The following is a 15,262-nucleotide window of genomic DNA, read 5'->3' on the forward strand; positions in this document are numbered from 1 at the left end:
TGCGGCACGGGAACAATCCAGCCAGCATCCGCCCACCCGGCGTCCAGGTCCGAGGAGCATCGCCATGTCCGAACCGCAGAAGGTGGCCGACCGGCCAAGTGCCCCGCCACCCGCGGCGAACAGCATCGACCGGTTCTTCAAGATCTCCGCCCGGGGCTCCACCTTCGGCAGGGAGATACGCGGCGGCTTCGCCACGTTCTTCACCATGGCGTACATCCTTGTCCTGAATCCCATCATTCTGGGCAGTGCCAAGGACAAGTTCGGCCACCAGCTCGACACCGTCCAACTGACCACCGCCACCGCCCTGGTGGCCGCGGTCATGACGGTCATCATGGGCGTCGGCGGCAACCTCCCGCTCGCGCTCGCCGCGGGCCTCGGCCTCAACGCGGTCGTCGCCTTCCAGATCGCCCCGCTGATGAGCTGGGACGACGCGATGGGCCTGATCGTCCTCGAAGGCCTGCTCATCTGTGTGCTGGTGGTGACGGGACTGCGCGAGGCCGTCATGCAGGCGATCCCGCAGCCGCTGAAACAGGCGATCAGCGTCGGCATCGGCCTGTTCATCGCCTTCATCGGCTTCGTCGACGCCGGGTTCGCCAGTCGGATCCCGGACGCCGCGAACACCACCGTGCCGGTGCAGCTCGGCGGCACGGGCACGCTGTCCGGCTGGCCGGTCCTCGTCTTCTGTCTCGGGGTGCTGCTGACCATCGGCCTGCTCGCGCGCAAGGCCAAGGGCGCGATCCTGATCAGCATCGTGACCATGACGATCGTGGCGATCGTCATCAACTCGGTGGCGGACATCAAGAGTTGGGGCCTGACCACACCGAAGGTCCCGGACGACGTGGTGGCCTCGCCGGACTTCGGGCTGCTCGGTCACTTCAGCCTGTTCGGCGCCTTCGGCCAGACCAGTGCCATCACGGTCGTCCTGCTGATCTTCACGCTGATCCTCTCCGACTTCTTCGACACCATGGGCACCGTCGTCGGCATCAGCGCCGAGGCGGGGCTGCTCGACGAGGGGGGCAGGGTGCCGGGTCTCGGCCGCGTGCTGCTCATCGACGGCGTGGCGGCGGTCGCGGGCGGCGCGGCCTCCGCCTCCTCGTCGACCTCGTACATCGAGTCGGCGGCCGGTGTCGGCGAGGGCTCACGCACGGGCTTCTCGAACCTGGTCACCGGCGGGCTGTTCGCGCTCGCGCTCTTTCTGACCCCGCTGCTGACCATCGTCCCGCTCCAGGCCGCCGCGCCCGCCCTGGTCGCCGTCGGCTTCCTGATGATGACCCAGGTCAAGCACATCGACTGGGACCGCTACGAGATCGCGATCCCCGCGTTCCTCACTGTCGCCGTGATGCCGTTCACGTATTCGATCACCAATGGCATCGGCGCGGGCTTCCTCGCCTACGTCGTGATCATGACGGTCCTCGGCAGGGCGAGGGAGATCCACTGGCTGCTGTGGGGTGCGTCGGCGATGTTCCTGGTGTACTTCGCGATCGACCCGATCGAGCAGGTCCTGGGCGTGAAGTAGCAGGCGCCGGCGGCGAAGCAGGTTGCGCAGGGCCCGCGCCCCGGCGAGGACGCGGTCCCTCCGCGATCGGCCACGTACGGCGCGCAGCCGACGGACGGCCGGCGCCGCTCAGTTGCTCAGCGCCGCCCGCATCATCGCCTTGGCGACAGGCGCGGCCAGGCCGTTGCCGCTGACCTCCGAGCGGGCCGCGTCGGACTGCTCGACCATGACCGCGACGGCGACCTCCTTGTCCGTGGAGTCGGACTTCGCGTACGACGTGAACCAGGCGTACGGCGTCTTGCTGTTGTTCTCGCCGTGCTGCGCCGTGCCGGTCTTGCCGCCGACGGTCGCGCCGGAGATCCGGGCGTTCGTGCCCGTGCCGTCCGTGATGACCGTCTGCATGGCGGACTGGAGCTGGCGGGCCGTGGACGAACTCACGATCTCCTTCGTCTCCGTGCTGTCGTCGTAGTTCTTCAGCACATTGCCGCCGGAGTCACTGGTCTGCGACACCATATGGGGCGAAACCAGCTTGCCGTCGTTGGCTATGGCGGCCGACACCATGGCCATCTGGAGCGGCGTCGCGGTCACATCGAACTGCCCGATACCGGTGAGCGCCGTGGACGACTTGTCCATGTCCGACGGATAGACACTCGGGTACGCCCGCACCGGCACGTCCTGCGACTTGTCGTTGAACCCGAACTTCTCGGCCGTGGCCCGCAGCTTGTCCTGGCCCAGGTCGACGGCCATCTTCGCGAAGACGGTGTTGCACGAGTACTGCAGGGCGACCCGGATCGAGGCGTTCTCGCACGGCGCGGACGCGCTCTCGTTCTTCAGGTCGGTGGTCGTGTTCGGCAGGGTGTACGGGTTCGGGCTGTCCGTCTTCGCGTCCACGTCCGGGTACAGGCCGTCCTCCAGGGCGGCGGCCGCGACGACCAGCTTGAACGTCGACCCGGGCGGCAGCGGCTGGCGCAGGGCCCGGTTCGTCATCGGTTTGTCCGCGTCCTTGGTCAGCTTCGTCCAGGCGTTGTTGTCGCCGGCACTGAGCTGCCCCGGGTCGTACGACGGCGTGGACACGACCGCGAGGATCTTGCCGGTCTTCGGGTCGATCGCGACGGCCGCGCCCTTCTTGTCCCCCAGCGCGTCGAACGCGGCCTTCTGCACACCCGGGTCGATGGTCGTGACGACGTCACCCGGGGTGGCGCGCTTGTTGGTGAGGGTGTCGAGTGGGTTCTTCAGCTGGAGGTCGGTGCCGTCGAGGAGGTTCTGGTAGATGCCCTCCAGCTGCGTCGCCCCGTACACCTGCGAGCTGAAGCCCGTGACTGCCGCGTACAGACTGCCGTCCGTGTACGTGCGCTTGTACTTGAGGTCGCCGCCCTTCGTCTGCGCGGAACCGGTGACGGCGTCACCGGCCACGATGATGTTCCCGAGCGGGTTCGCGTACTGCTCGATCGCGTTCCGTCGGTTGTCCTTGTTGTCCGCCAGTGCCTTCCCGTCGTAGAACTGCACCCAGGTCGCCCTGATCAGCAGGCTGAGCACCAGCAGCAGTGTGAAGACGGCGGCACGCCTGATCGTCTTGTTCATCCCGCTCTGAGGACGAGCGGGCCGGCGCGAATCGTTCCCTTCCGCCCGGATTTCTCATCTCTCGTTCATGGAGCGGGGAGCTCTCCTCCATGGAGACAGGGACCGCGGGACCCTCACGGAACCCGGGTGCGCGGGGCGGGCTCAGCCGCCGTCCCGCACGAAGCCCGCCTCGTAGGCGGCGATCACCGCCTGCGTCCGGTCCCGGGTGCCGGTCTTCGCGAGCACGCCCGCCACATGGCTCTTCACCGTCGCGGGCCCGACGCCCATGCGTGCGGCGATCTCGGCGTTGGTGAGACCGGTGGCCATCAGCCGCAGCACCTCGCTCTCGCGTTCCGTGAGCCTCGCCACCCAGGGCGGGGCCTGGGGCCGGGAGCGGCGCGCGTGTTCGGCGGCCAGCGCCCGCACCGCCGACGGGAAGAGCAGGCTGTCGCTGCGCGCGACCAGCCGAACGGCCCCCACGAGCGCCTCCGCCTCGGCCCGCTTGAGCAGGAACCCGGAGGCGCCGGCGCGCAGCGCCTCGTACACATAGGAGTCGTTCTCGAAGGTGGTCACCACGACGATCCGCGGGGGATCGGTGAGCGTGGCCAGGATCTGCTCGGTGGCGCGGATCCCGTCGATGTCCGGCATCCGTACGTCCATGAGGACCACGTCCGGTCTCAGCTCCCGGACGACGGACACCGCCTCGGCGCCGGTCGCCGCCTCACCGACGACCTCCAGATCCGGCTCTGCGGACAGGATCACGCGCAGGGCGGTACGCACCATGCGCTCGTCGTCGGCGAGGACGATACGCAGGGGTGCGGCGCCCTGCTCCGGGGTGCCGGCGGGGGAACTGGTCATGCGGAAGCCTCCAGGGGAAGTCGTACGCGCAGGCGCCACACCCCGTCCACGGGGCCGGCCTCGGTCGTGCCGCCCAGCAGCCGCGCGCGGTCGGCGACGCCGCGCAGCCCGTGGCCGCCGCCGGGGCGGCAGACCGGGGCGCCGGTGGCCGGGTTCTCGGTGGTGATCTCCAGCTCGTCGCCGTTCCGTACGATCCGCAGCGTCAGGGGCGTGCGCGGGCCGGTGTGCTTGAGGGCGTTGCTCAGTGCCTCCTGCACGATGCGGTACGCCTCCCGGGACACCAGCGCGGGCAGCGCATCGGGGTCCACCTCGACGGTCGCGGTGACGGGGAGACCGGCGGCCCGGGTACGGTGCAGGAGGCCGTCGAGGTCGGCGGCGAGAGTGGGGGCCGGGGCGGTGGTACGGCCGGGCCCGTCCGAGGTGTCGCCCTCCCGCAACACCCCCAGCACCGCGTCCAGTTCGCCCACCGTACGGCGGGTGGTCTCCTCGATCGCGGCGAGGGCCTCGCGGACGAAGTCCGGGTCGGTGTCGAGGACCCGGCGGGCCGCGCTCGCCTGGAGGGTGACCGCGCTGAGCGCGTGGCCGACCGAGTCGTGCAGTTCACGTGCGAGCCGGTTGCGTACGGCGAGATCGGCGGCGCGGCGCTCGGCCGACGCGAGCCGGTCCTCGGGCGTGGGCCCGAGCAGCGCGGGCGCCCACCGCGCCAGCAGCCGGCCACAGCCCGCCGCGCAGGCCGCCAGCGCGATCAGCATGGCGACCCCGGCGACCGGCGAGAGCGCCAACGTCCAGGTGTGGTCGAGGACTTCGGGCAGACCGAGCCGTGAGTCGCGCAACTCGGCCACCACGGGCAGCGCGATGAGCACGGCCGCGAACGGCGGTACGGCGAGCGACATTCCGGCGATGATCCCGCCGAAGCCCAGATGCAAGGTGAACCAGGCGGCGGTGCGCTGCCGGGCCGCCCGGGTGCGCGCGGGCCCGTCGGCGAGCCGGTCGTGCTCGACACCGCACAGCGCGTGTACGGCGGCCACCGACATGGGCCGGGTCAGCGGGAAGAGCGCGGTGACCGCCGCGAGGGGCAACCCCAGGGCGAAGGAGGCCAGTTGGACGGGGAACGAGCCGAAGGCGTCTGTCGACCCCGTCACCGGTCCGACGATGACCGACCCGACTAGGACGTACGGCATCGCGAGCGCGCCGCCGAGGATCAGATGGATCCACCGCAGGCGCGCCCGCCGTCCGAACAGGAACCGGGCGAACTCGCTCACGCGGGCCGCTTCTTGGGGCCCGGCCGCCGCACACGACCGGATGCCTCCGCGAGGAAGTAGGCACTGATGCCGATCACCAGGATGCCGACGATCATCTGTCCAGCGTAGGTGAGGTTCATCAGCTCCGTCGGACGCTTGGCGAGGTCGTCCACCCCGCCCAGGCTCGCCAGCGACAGCCAGCCGCCCCAGCAGGCCGTGGCCCCGGAACCGACCCAGGCGAGCGCCAGCGGCAGCCGCGTGGGCAGTCGGCGGCCACTGCGGAAGGCGATGATCCAGGCGCCGGCGACGGCGGACAGCAGGAAGAGGACGTCCAGGGTCTCGAGTACGTAGAAGTCGCCGGTCCGGTCGGTGGCGCGGCCGGCGTTGAGGCCGGCAGTGCTCCCGCAGGCCCACAGCAGATGCAGGGTGAGCGGCAGCAGGGCGACGACGGCCGCGGCTACGGCGGCGGCCCGTTGGGCCGATCCCACAGCGCTCGCGGGCAGTTCCCCGACCCGCCCGCGCCACAGGTGTCCCCAGCGGTCGCGTGCATACAGCACGAACAGCGTGCCCAGGGCGAGGCCCTGCACGATGAACCCCGTGTAGACGACGCCGAACACCCACTCGTCGAGGAACGGCTCGCGGCCGGTGTCCGAGGCCTTGTTCACGGATCCGCCGAGCACCTGGACGACCAGTTGCAGCGGAACCCCCGTCATGATCGGCGCGAGCAGGCCGGTGGCGACCCACATCGGGAACGCCAGGAGCCAGGCCGGCACCCGTCGGCCCCAGGGCCGGGTCAGCAGCAGCGCCAGCACGATGACGGCAGCGTCCATCAGGACCGTCAGGCTGTTGGCCACCGCCGTGCTCGACCGGTGCGCGAGCAGCGAGCTGCCCTCGGGGATGCCCAGGTGACTCCCGGCCACCCAGGCGATCTTGAGGGAGAGGTACGGCAGGGTGGAGACGACCGCGACGGTACGGAGCACCCGGCGCGTCCGGCCTGGCCTGCTGCTCCAGGAGGGCTCGGATGCCGGGGAGAGCGCGGGAGCGGATGTCTGCGTCATGCCTCCACGTTCCCGTGACGCGGCCACCCTCCGCCTCGTGCCCGCCGACGATCCGCCTCCGCCGGACGGGGGAGACGTGCGGACCCGGCGCGCGGGTGGGCGGGCCGGCCGGGGCCTCACCCCGTGGAAGGGCCGTCCAGGACGAGGGCCACCTCGTCCATGTCCTCGCCCCGGGCGTGGGCGTAGTCGCGCGACCGGCCTGTCTCGCGGAAGCCGCACTTCGCCAGCACCCGGTGGGACGCCAGGTTGTCCGCCGCCGCCCGTGCGTGCAGCGGACGCTCGGGGACCTGCGTCAGCAGGGTGCGCAACGCCGAGGTCGCGATGCCCCGGCCCCAGTACGTGCGGTCGATCCAGTACGTGACCTCGCGCTCGCCGGGGTCCCCGTACACGGCGGTGTGGCCGACCACGTCACCGTCGGCCAGGACCGTACGGAGGACCACGTCGGACGAGGTCCGGATGCGCTCCCAGTGGGCGGCGAAGAGGTCCCAGTCGGCGGGGTCCCTGGCCGAGGTGAACGCGGCCATGCGGTACGCCTCGGGGTCGTTCATCTGACGGAAGAAGACCGGCAGGTCACTGTCGTGGACCGGGCGCAGGGCCACCTCCACCTCAGAGCCTCCGGGTGGCCAGTGTGAGCCGGTCGCGGGCGTCGAACAGGGCGTCCTTGACCATCTGCTCGTGCGCCGGGGTGAGCCGGGCCACCGGCACCGAGCAGCTGATCGCGTCCCGGGCCGGCGTGCGGTACGGGATCGCCACGCCGAAGCAGCGCAGGCCCAGCGTGTTCTCCTCGCGGTCCACGGCGAACCCCTGCTCCCGCACCTGGCGCAGCTCCTCGATGAGCTTCTCCCGGTCGGTGATGGTGTGCTCGGTGAGCGCCGGAAGCGTCTCCGGGAGCATCTTGCGGACCTGCTCGTCGGTGTGGGTGGCGAGCAGCGCCTTGCCGAGCGAGGTCGAGTGCGCGGGGAGGCGGCGGCCGACCCGGGTGAAGGGGCGCAGATAGTGCTGCGACTGGCGGGTGGCCAGATAGACGACGTTCGTGCCGTCCAGGCGCGCCAGGTGGATCGTCTCGGTCGTGTCGTCCGACAGCCGGTCGAGCGTGGGCCGGGCCGCGGCCACCACCTCGTCGCCGTCGATGTACGACGTGCCGACCAGCAGGGCGCGTACGCCGATGCCGTACCGCGTGCCCGTCGCGTCCGTCTCCACCCAGCCGAGCTCCACGAGCGTGCGCAGCAGCATGTACAGACTCGACTTCGGGTAGCCGACGGCTTCCTGCACTGCGGCCAAGGAGTGCATACCGGGGCGGCCGGCGAAGTACTCGAGCAATTCCACGGTCCTCACCGCGGACTTGACCTGTGCCCCGCCGCCTGTCTCGACTGCCGACATCGCCCTTGACCCCTTCGTTCGACGGGAAATAGTCTCCGCATCATATTCACCAGCAGAGACAGCGTTCAGTATATCGAACGAGCCTGGTGGTGACGTAAGAACTGCGGTGAAGAACTGCGGCAACACATCTGGAGGGACCCGCGGTGGCAGCAGCACCAGTCTGGAGTGTCGACCCCCGAACCGGGAAGCAGCGCGAGCAGGTTGCGGTGGAGGCCACAGCCCAGGAGGTGGACGAGGCCGTCCGCGCCGCGCACGCCGCCAGAGGATCCCTCGCCGACCGCGTGGTGCGCTCGGCGTTCCTGCGCACCGCCGCGGACCTGCTGGAAGGCTCCAAGGGTCACCTCGTGGAGGCCGCGGACGCCGAGACCGCGCTCGGGCCCGTCCGCCTCACCGGTGAACTCGCGCGCACCTGCTACCAGTTGCGGGCGTTCGCGGACATTGTCGACGAAGGCGCCTTCCTCGACGTCGTGATCAACCACCCCGACGACACGGCCACCCCGCCGATCCCGGACCTGCGCCGCTACAAGGTGCCGCTGGGCGTCGTCGCCGTCTACTCGGCCTCGAACTTCCCCTTCGCCTTCTCGGTGCCCGGTGGCGACACCGCGAGCGCGCTGGCTGCCGGGTGCCCGGTCGTGGTCAAGGCGCATCCCGACCACCCGGCGCTCTCCGAGCTGGTCGCGAACGTCCTGCGCAGGGCCGCCGCGCGGCACGACATCCCGGCGGGCGTCGTCGGCCTGGTGCACGGCTTCGAGGCGGGCGTCGAGCTGGTCAGGCACCCGCTGGTCACGGCGGCCGGATTCACCGGTTCCGTACGAGGCGGCCGGGCCCTCTTCGACGCGGCGGCCGCCCGTCCCGTGCCGATCCCCTTCCACGGCGAGCTCGGCTCGCTCAACCCCGTCGTCATCACCGAGGCCGCGGCCGCCGAGCGCGCCGAGGCGATCGGCACCGGGCTCGCGGGCTCGATGACGCTCGGCGTGGGCCAGTTCTGCGTGAAGCCGGGCCTCGTGCTGGCGCCCGCCGGGGCGGTCGGCGACCGCCTGGTCAAGTCCCTGACGGACGCCGTCAGCGACACCGCCGCCGGGGTGCTCCTGGACCACCGTATGCGCGACAACTTCGTCGCCGGAGTCGCCGAGCGTGCCCAACTCCCGGACGTGGACGCCCCGGTGACCCCGGGCGCGGGCAGCGACCACACGGTGAGCCCGGGCTTCCTGACCGTGCCCGCACAGCGGCTCGCCGCCGCGGGGGAGCACGACCTGCTGCTGGAGGAGTGCTTCGGCCCGCTCACGGTCGTCGCCCGTTACGAGGACGACGCCGAGGCCGGCGCGGTCCTCTCCCGCCTTCCCGGCAACCTGACCGCGACCGTGCACCTCTCCGCCGAGGAGGCCGCGGGTGAGGGGCGTGGCGCCGAGATCCTCGCCGAGCTGACCCCGCTCGCCGGCCGCGTCCTGGTCAACGGCTGGCCGACGGGCGTCGCCGTCGCCCCCGCCCAGCACCACGGCGGCCCCTACCCGGCGACGACGTCCACCTCGACCTCCGTCGGCGGCACGGCCATCGAACGCTGGCTGCGGCCGGTGGCGTACCAGAACGCGCCGGAGGCGCTGCTGCCGCCGGAGCTGCGCGACGACAACCCCCTTGGGCTGCCCCGCCGTTACGACGGCCGGCTGGAGCGCTGATCACCCGGGCCTGGGACACTCGGCGGATGGACGTCCAACTCCCCGAACTCCCCTTTTCGCTCCGCACCTACGGGCCTGACGGCCACTGGGCGTACGAGGACGGGGTGCTCTCCGGCTGGGCGGGGGCGCGGCAGGACCGCTTCGTGGCGCCCACCGGCGAGGCCCTCGATCCCGCGTCCGACGCGCCCCGGCTGCTGGGTGCCCCCGAAGGGGACTTCCAGCTGATCGCCCGGGTGACCGTGGGGTTCGCCGCCTCCTTCGACGCGGGTGTCCTCTACGTCCACGTGGGGGAGCGGGCCTGGGCGAAGCTGTGTCTCGAGTACTCGCCGGACGTGCCCACCGTCTGCACGGTGGTCACTCGGGGGCACTCCGACGACGCGAACTCCTTTGCCGTGGACGGCAGTTCCGTGTGGCTGCGGGTCAGTCGCACCGGGCGTGCCTTCGCCTTCCACGCCTCCCGTGACGGGGTCCACTGGACGTTCGTCCGGCTCTTCACCCTCGCCGGTGAGAAGGAGACCTCCGCCGCGCTGGTTGGGTTCCTCGCGCAGTCGCCGGTGGGCGAGGGGTGCGTGGTCACGTACGACCACGTCGAGTTCCGGGATTCCTGGCCGGACGGGCTGCGCGACGGGACGTGACCCCGGGGGCGGGGTGCGGCGGGTGCCCCTACGGGGTTTTCGCCCCTGCCGCCCCCGCCCGTCCCCGCTCGTCCCTTGCTCCTGGGGGCTCCGCCCCAGACCCCCGTATCGCGCTGACGCGCTCGTCCTCAATCGCCGGACGGGCTGAAAATCAGCCCCTCCTGCGTTTGGGGAGCGGGGGCCCGGGGGCTGGTCCCGGTACGGGGCGAGGAAAGATCAGCGGGTCACCCGCAAGCCGACCGTTGCCGCGGCCGTTGCGGCGAGCAGTACCGCGCTCAGGGCCAGACCGACCCGCATCCCCGATGCGAAGCCCCCCGCGACAAGGGAGCCGAACGCGGCGATGGAGAGGCCGCCCGCCACCTGGCGGGCGGAGTTCAGGACCCCGGCCGCCAGCCCGGCCCGGTCGGCGGGCACCGCGTCCATCATCGCCGCCGTGAGCGGCGGAATGGTCAGCGCGCACCCGAGGGCCAGGGGGACGAGAAGGACGGCCACCAGGCCGGACGGCGTGGTGGTGTCGACGTACAGGAGGACGAGCAGCCCGACGGCGGCCAGCGACTGGCCGACCAGCATCGGCAGCCGGGGACCGAAACGCCCGGCGAGCTTCCCGGCGAGGATGTTGGTGACCGCGATCAGCCCGGTCATCGGCAGGAACATCAGCCCGGCGTACAGCGCCGAACGCCCCTGCACCTGCTGGAAGAAGAGCGAGAACAGGAACACGACTCCGTAGAAGGCGACGCTGCACGCGGCTCCCGCGGCGACCACCACGCTCACCTCCCGGCTGCGGAACAGCCCGAGCGGCACGACGGGATGCGCCTGCCGCGCTTCGACACGGAGGAAGACGACGGCCGCCCCCACCGCCACGGCCAGCGCCACGAGCCCCGTCGTCCCGCCCTCGATCACCGCGAACGTCAGCGCCGTCAGCGCGACGACCGCGGTGAACTGGCCCGGCAGATCCAGCGGCGCGGGCCGGCGCGCGGACCGGGGTGCCCGCAGCAGCAGCGCGAGCGCCACCGCGCCCAGCGGCACGTTGATGAAGAAGATGCCCCGCCAGTCCCACACCGTGGTCAGCGCTCCGCCCGCCACGGGTCCCAGCGCCACCGCGATCGAGCCGCCCGCCGCCCACAGCGCCACCGCGCGCGCCCGCTTGGCGGCGTCCGCGTACGCCTGCCGCACCAGCGCGAGCGAGGCGGGCAGCACCACGGCCGCGGCCGCGCCCTGCACCACGCGCGACGCGATCAGGACCCGCAGGTCCGGCGCGAGACCGCAGGCCACGGACGCCAGCGTGAACACCGCGATCCCGATGCCGTACGCCCGGCTCGCCCCGACCCGATCCGAGAAGGCCCCGGTGGAGAGCATCAGTGCCGCGAAGGCCAGGGTGTAGGCGTCCACCACCCACTGGAGCCCCGACATCCCGCCGCCGAGCACCGAGCCGATCGACGGGAGGGCCACGTTCACGACGGACGCGTCGAGGGTGATCAGCGCGAAGCCGAGCAGGGCGGCGAGAAGGGTGAGGGCGGGCGAGGCGGGATGCGCGGGGTGCCCCGACTCCGCTTCCCCGCAAGGGGACTCCGCCTTCTTCCCGTAAGGCGACTCCGCCTCCCCGCAAGGGATTCGGCCGTCCGTGGCAGGTGTCCCGGGGGTCGTGTTCGTTGACATGTCCTCCATGCTGCGGATCCCCGGCGGCGTACAGTAGTGGCCCGAACGCCATACATCCGGAGGTTCTGGCCATGACCCGCCCGCAGGGTGTCCGCCGCGTCGCCGTGGTGGCCGCGTCCCCCGTCTCGATGTTCAACCTCGCCATCCCGGAACTGCTGTTCACGAAGGTCGAGGTCGACGGGGATCCGGGCTACGAGGTGGTGATCTGCGCCCCGGAGCCGGGCCCGGTGTCCACCACCGGCGGCCTCGACCTGTATGTGCGGCACGGACTCGACGCCGTGCGGGAAGCGGACACGGTCCTCGTCGCGGGCACCGGACAGCGCTACGTGCCCGATCCGCGGACGGTGGCCGCCGTCCGCGAGGCCGCCGCCGCCGGCAAGCGGGTCGCGTCCATCTGCAGCGGCGCCTTCGTGCTCGCCGAGGCCGGACTCCTCGACGGCCGCCCGGTCACGACGTACTGGGAACTGGCCGAGGAACTGCGCAAGCGGTATCCGGCACTCGACCTCAAGGGCGACGTCCTGTACGTGCACGACGGCCAGATCATGACCTCGTCCGGGTACGCCGCCGGCATCGACCTGTGCCTGCACATCATCCGCACCGACTACGGCGCCGCCGTCGCCAACCAGGTGGCCCGGCTCGCCCTCGTCGCCCCCGTACGGCCCGGCGGCCAGACCCAGTTCACCCAGACTCCGCTGCCGCCCGAGCGGGGCACCTTCTGCGCCGACACCCGCGGCTGGGCCATGCGCAACCTCGACAAGCCGCTCACCCTCACCGAACTCGCCCGGCACGCGGGCGTCAGCGTCCGCACGCTCACCCGTCGCTTCCACGCCGAGAGCGGGGTGAGCCCCCTGCAGTGGCTCCTGCACCAGCGCATCGAACGCGCCAAGGAACTCCTGGAGACGACCACCCTGCCCATGGACCGGATCGCCGGCGCCTGCGGGCTCGGCACCGCCGACTCGCTCCGCGGCCACCTGGTCCGCCGCACCGGTCTCACTCCGAGCGCGTACCGCGCCCAGTTCACCCGCATCGGAACCACGGCACCGGCCGAGACGTCCTCCGCTGCATGATCGAGGACCGTGTGACCCATGTGAACCGGGTGATCAGGACCGCCCTGCCCGCCGAGGCGCCGGCTGTCACCGCCCTGCACGCGCGTGCCCGGGCGACGTACTACCCGGACGGAGTGCCGGAGGACGGCACGGACTGGCTCGGGACCTGGCGCACCGCCGTCGAGCGGCCGGACGGACATGTGCTGTGCGTCGTCGAACAGGGCCGGATCGTCGGCCTGGCCTCCTTCCGCACCGCCGACGGCGCCCCCGCCGACACCGTCAAGCTCTTCCAGTTCCACGTCGACCCCGACCACTGGCGCGCCGGCATCGGCACCGCGCTGCACGCGGCCTGCGTCGAGGAGTGGCGGGCCGACGGGAAGCGGACCGCCACGCTCGACGTGCACGTCGACAACCGGCGCGCGCAGGCCTTCTACGCCCGCCAGGGCTGGGTCCCCGACCCGGAGAAGCCGCCCGCCGAGGGGGACCATCACCTGGACCTGCGCTATGCGGTGACCGGGGAATGAGCCTGCCCGCTTGAACGTTCACACAGTGGGCGGAGGAGGACTCCGCACCGGCGGAGCGCGCCTCCGCACCCGTACGACCTGGAGAGAGCCGAAGACATGCGCGTCGAGATCTGGAGCGACATCGCCTGCCCGTGGTGCTACGTGGGCAAGGCCCGCTTCGAGAAGGCGCTCGACGCCTTCCCGCACCGCGACGAGGTCGAGGTGGTGCACCGCTCCTTCGAGCTCGACCCGGGCCGCGCCAAGGGGGACACCGGACTCGTCCTGCCGATGCTCGCCAAGAAGTACGGGATGAGCGAGGCGCAGGCGCGGGCCGCCGAGGACCGACTCGGCGAGAACGCCGCCGCCGAGGGCCTGGAGTACCGCACCGAGGGCCGCGACCACGGCAGCACCTTCGACATGCACCGGCTGCTGCACCTCGCCAAGGAGCACGGCCGCCAGGACGAACTGGTCGGCCTGCTCTACCGGGCGAACTTCGCGGAGGAGCGGTCCGTCTTCGACGACGACGAGCGGCTCGTGGAGCTGGCCGTCGCCGCCGGACTCGACGCGGACGCGGCCCGCAAGGTCCTCGCCGACCCGGCCGCGTACGCCGACGACGTGCGGGCCGACGAGCGCGAGGCGGCCGAGCTGGGCGCCACCGGCGTGCCCTTCTTCGTCCTCGACCGGAAGTACGGCGTCTCGGGCGCCCAGCCCGTCGAGTCGTTCACCCAGGCCCTGACCCAGGCGTGGGGCGAGCGCTCGCCGCTGAAGCTGATCCAGGAGGCCGGCGGGGACGCGGAGGCCTGCGGTCCGGACGGCTGCGCCGTACCGCAGAACTGAGCACCGACCGCGCCGACCCCACCGACTCCCGACCAGCAAGGAAAAGCGCAGGTCGGAGGGCATGTATAAGCGCTTCTTGGCGGATCCACGCAGAAATCGGCAATGGACGGGGGGATCCAGGGGCCGCAGAGTGGTCCCATGGAGACCTTCGAGACCCTCGTACGAGCCGAGTTCGCCCCGAAGAACACCTATCTGAACACCGCGAGTACCGGGCTGCTCCCGGTCCGCGCGGTGGACGCCATGCGGGCCGGCGTCGAATCGGTCGCGGCCGGGCAGCCGCAGGACATGTTCGCGGACGTGGAAGCGTCCCGGGCCGCCTTCGCCCGGCTGGTCGGGGTGTCCGAGCGGCGGGTCGCGGCCGGGGCCTCGGTCGCCGTCTACACCGGCCTGATCGCGGGCTCGCTGCCCGCCGGCGCCGAGGTCCTCACCGCCGAGGCCGACTTCACCTCCGTCGTGAACCCCTTCCACGTCCGCGGGGACCTCAAGGTGCGCACGGTGCCGCTGGAGCGGATCGCCGACGCGGTGCGCCCCGGCACGGCGCTGGTCGCGGTCAGTGCCGCGCAGTCGGCGGACGGCCGGATCGCCGATCTGCCGGCGATCCGCGAGGCCGCGCGGACGCACGGGGCCCGTACGTACATCGACGTGTCGCAGGCCGCCGGCTGGCTGCCGGTGGACGCGGACGCGTACGACTACGTCTCCTCCGTCGCCTTCAAGTGGCTCGTCTGCCCGCGGGGCGTGGCCTTCCTGGTCGTGCCGGAGGACCTCGGGGGACTCACCCCGCTCTTCGCGGGCTGGGTCGCGGGGGAGCGCCCCTGGGACAGCTGCTACGGCCCGGTCGAGGAACTCGCCCACTCCGCACGGCGGTTCGACGAGAGCCCGAGCCTCTTCTCGTACGCCGGTGCCCGGCACTCCCTCGAACTGATCGCGGAACTGGGCGTGGACACCGTACGGACCCATGACCTCGCCCTGGCGGACCGCTTCCGCGCGGGACTTCAGGAGCTCGGCCACGCGCCGGTCCCGGCGCCCGGGTCGGCCATCGTCTCCGTGCCCGGACTGGGTGACCGGCAGCCGGACCTGAGCCGTGCGGGAGTCGAAGTCTCCGACCGCGCCGGCAACTTGAGGGCGGCCTTCCACCTGTACAACACGTCCGCCGACGTCGACCGGCTGCTGGACGTCCTGTCGGGCTGACCTCCGTCCCGGTGCCGTGGCACGGCGTGGGGGGGGGGGGGGGGGAGGAGAGCGCAGGACACGCCCCAACCACAGCCCGCCCCCACCCCCTGAACGCCGCCCGCCCCACCCCCCCCCACCCCACCCCGCTAT

At 72.0% G+C, this 15,262-nt stretch carries 14 protein-coding genes; 7 read left to right on the forward strand and 7 right to left on the reverse strand.

Annotation, left to right across the window (positions count from 1 at the left end; translation table 11 throughout):
• Nucleotides 1–64: 64 nt before the first annotated feature.
• A complete protein-coding gene (locus ACFWM2_RS19125) occupies nt 65–1,516 on the forward strand; it encodes an NCS2 family permease (RefSeq protein ID WP_383280763.1) in 1,452 nt (483 codons plus the stop codon).
• A gap of 108 nt (nt 1,517–1,624) precedes the next feature.
• Here the strand turns inward: ACFWM2_RS19125 and ACFWM2_RS19130 are convergent, their stop codons facing one another.
• From ACFWM2_RS19130 to ACFWM2_RS19155, 6 genes are all read right to left on the reverse strand, one after another.
• On the reverse strand, nt 1,625–3,076 hold the full coding sequence (locus tag ACFWM2_RS19130; RefSeq protein ID WP_383280766.1) for a peptidoglycan D,D-transpeptidase FtsI family protein: 1,452 nt from the start codon (nt 3,074–3,076) through the stop codon (nt 1,625–1,627).
• 141 nt (nt 3,077–3,217) lie between these two features.
• Entirely contained in the window at nt 3,218–3,913 is a 696-nt protein-coding gene (locus ACFWM2_RS19135; protein ID WP_383280769.1) for a response regulator, read from the reverse strand.
• Nucleotides 3,910–5,175, reverse strand: a complete 1,266-nt coding sequence (locus ACFWM2_RS19140) for a sensor histidine kinase (protein WP_383280772.1) — start codon at nt 5,173–5,175, stop codon at nt 3,910–3,912. The genes ACFWM2_RS19135 and ACFWM2_RS19140 overlap by 4 nt, the downstream gene beginning before the upstream one ends.
• Nucleotides 5,172–6,212 carry a hypothetical protein gene (locus ACFWM2_RS19145; protein WP_383280775.1) on the reverse strand — a complete coding sequence of 347 codons (1,041 nt, stop codon included), beginning with the start codon at nt 6,210–6,212 and terminating at the stop codon, nt 5,172–5,174. Before ACFWM2_RS19145 ends, ACFWM2_RS19140 begins: the two co-directional genes overlap by 4 nt.
• Nucleotides 6,213–6,328: 116 nt before the next feature.
• Complete coding sequence (locus ACFWM2_RS19150) at nt 6,329–6,817, reverse strand: GNAT family N-acetyltransferase (protein ID WP_383280778.1); 489 nt, start codon at nt 6,815–6,817, stop codon at nt 6,329–6,331.
• Between the two features lies 1 nt (nt 6,818).
• Nucleotides 6,819–7,592 carry an IclR family transcriptional regulator gene (locus ACFWM2_RS19155; protein ID WP_383280781.1) on the reverse strand — a complete coding sequence of 258 codons (774 nt, stop codon included), beginning with the start codon at nt 7,590–7,592 and terminating at the stop codon, nt 6,819–6,821.
• 143 nt (nt 7,593–7,735) lie between these two features.
• Here ACFWM2_RS19155 and ACFWM2_RS19160 point away from each other — a divergent pair, with 143 nt between their 5' ends.
• Nucleotides 7,736–9,265, forward strand: coding sequence for an aldehyde dehydrogenase (NADP(+)) (locus ACFWM2_RS19160; RefSeq protein ID WP_383280784.1), 1,530 nt, complete (start codon nt 7,736–7,738; stop codon nt 9,263–9,265).
• 26 nt (nt 9,266–9,291) lie between these two features.
• Entirely contained in the window at nt 9,292–9,900 is a 609-nt protein-coding gene (locus ACFWM2_RS19165; protein ID WP_383280787.1) for a DUF1349 domain-containing protein, read from the forward strand.
• A 216-nt stretch (nt 9,901–10,116) separates the two neighbouring features.
• On the opposite strand, the gene ACFWM2_RS19170 is transcribed toward ACFWM2_RS19165, so the two are convergent.
• Nucleotides 10,117–11,556: an MFS transporter gene (locus ACFWM2_RS19170; protein ID WP_383280790.1), complete on the reverse strand. Its 1,440-nt coding sequence runs from the start codon at nt 11,554–11,556 to the stop codon at nt 10,117–10,119.
• Between the two features lie 71 nt (nt 11,557–11,627).
• Between ACFWM2_RS19170 and ACFWM2_RS19175 the strand changes: the two genes are divergently transcribed.
• From ACFWM2_RS19175 to ACFWM2_RS19190, 4 genes are all read left to right on the forward strand, one after another.
• On the forward strand, nt 11,628–12,623 hold the full coding sequence (locus tag ACFWM2_RS19175; RefSeq protein ID WP_383280793.1) for a GlxA family transcriptional regulator: 996 nt from the start codon (nt 11,628–11,630) through the stop codon (nt 12,621–12,623).
• Nucleotides 12,620–13,126, forward strand: a complete 507-nt coding sequence (locus ACFWM2_RS19180) for a GNAT family N-acetyltransferase (protein ID WP_383280796.1) — start codon at nt 12,620–12,622, stop codon at nt 13,124–13,126. Before ACFWM2_RS19175 ends, ACFWM2_RS19180 begins: the two co-directional genes overlap by 4 nt.
• A gap of 96 nt (nt 13,127–13,222) precedes the next feature.
• A complete protein-coding gene (locus ACFWM2_RS19185; protein ID WP_383280799.1) occupies nt 13,223–13,942 on the forward strand; it encodes a DsbA family oxidoreductase in 720 nt (239 codons plus the stop codon).
• Between the two features lie 138 nt (nt 13,943–14,080).
• The gene (locus ACFWM2_RS19190; protein WP_383280801.1) at nt 14,081–15,130 is read left to right on the forward strand and encodes an aminotransferase class V-fold PLP-dependent enzyme; all 1,050 of its coding nucleotides are present in this window, start codon (nt 14,081–14,083) and stop codon (nt 15,128–15,130) included.
• The last annotated feature ends 132 nt before the right edge of the window (nt 15,131–15,262 follow it).

The sequence above is a fragment of the Streptomyces sp. NPDC058371 genome, assembly GCF_042723265.1.
Taxonomy (GTDB): Bacteria; Actinomycetota; Actinomycetes; order Streptomycetales; family Streptomycetaceae; genus Streptomyces.

What these genes read in the sequence shown, in the direction of transcription:
- ACFWM2_RS19125 (WP_383280763.1), top strand. Translation starts at nt 65, where the DNA reads ATGTCCGAACCGCAGAAGGTGGCCGACCGGCCAAGTGCCCCGCCACCC.
- ACFWM2_RS19190 (WP_383280801.1), top strand. Translation starts at nt 14,081, where the DNA reads ATGGAGACCTTCGAGACCCTCGTACGAGCCGAGTTCGCCCCGAAGAAC.
- ACFWM2_RS19175 (WP_383280793.1), top strand. Translation starts at nt 11,628, where the DNA reads ATGACCCGCCCGCAGGGTGTCCGCCGCGTCGCCGTGGTGGCCGCGTCC.
- ACFWM2_RS19170 (WP_383280790.1), bottom strand. Translation starts at nt 11,556, where the DNA reads ATGTCAACGAACACGACCCCCGGGACACCTGCCACGGACGGCCGAATC.
- ACFWM2_RS19155 (WP_383280781.1), bottom strand. Translation starts at nt 7,592, where the DNA reads ATGTCGGCAGTCGAGACAGGCGGCGGGGCACAGGTCAAGTCCGCGGTG.
- ACFWM2_RS19135 (WP_383280769.1), bottom strand. Translation starts at nt 3,913, where the DNA reads ATGACCAGTTCCCCCGCCGGCACCCCGGAGCAGGGCGCCGCACCCCTG.
- ACFWM2_RS19180 (WP_383280796.1), top strand. Translation starts at nt 12,620, where the DNA reads ATGATCGAGGACCGTGTGACCCATGTGAACCGGGTGATCAGGACCGCC.
- ACFWM2_RS19145 (WP_383280775.1), bottom strand. Translation starts at nt 6,212, where the DNA reads ATGACGCAGACATCCGCTCCCGCGCTCTCCCCGGCATCCGAGCCCTCC.
- ACFWM2_RS19185 (WP_383280799.1), top strand. Translation starts at nt 13,223, where the DNA reads ATGCGCGTCGAGATCTGGAGCGACATCGCCTGCCCGTGGTGCTACGTG.
- ACFWM2_RS19165 (WP_383280787.1), top strand. Translation starts at nt 9,292, where the DNA reads ATGGACGTCCAACTCCCCGAACTCCCCTTTTCGCTCCGCACCTACGGG.
- ACFWM2_RS19130 (WP_383280766.1), bottom strand. Translation starts at nt 3,076, where the DNA reads ATGAACAAGACGATCAGGCGTGCCGCCGTCTTCACACTGCTGCTGGTG.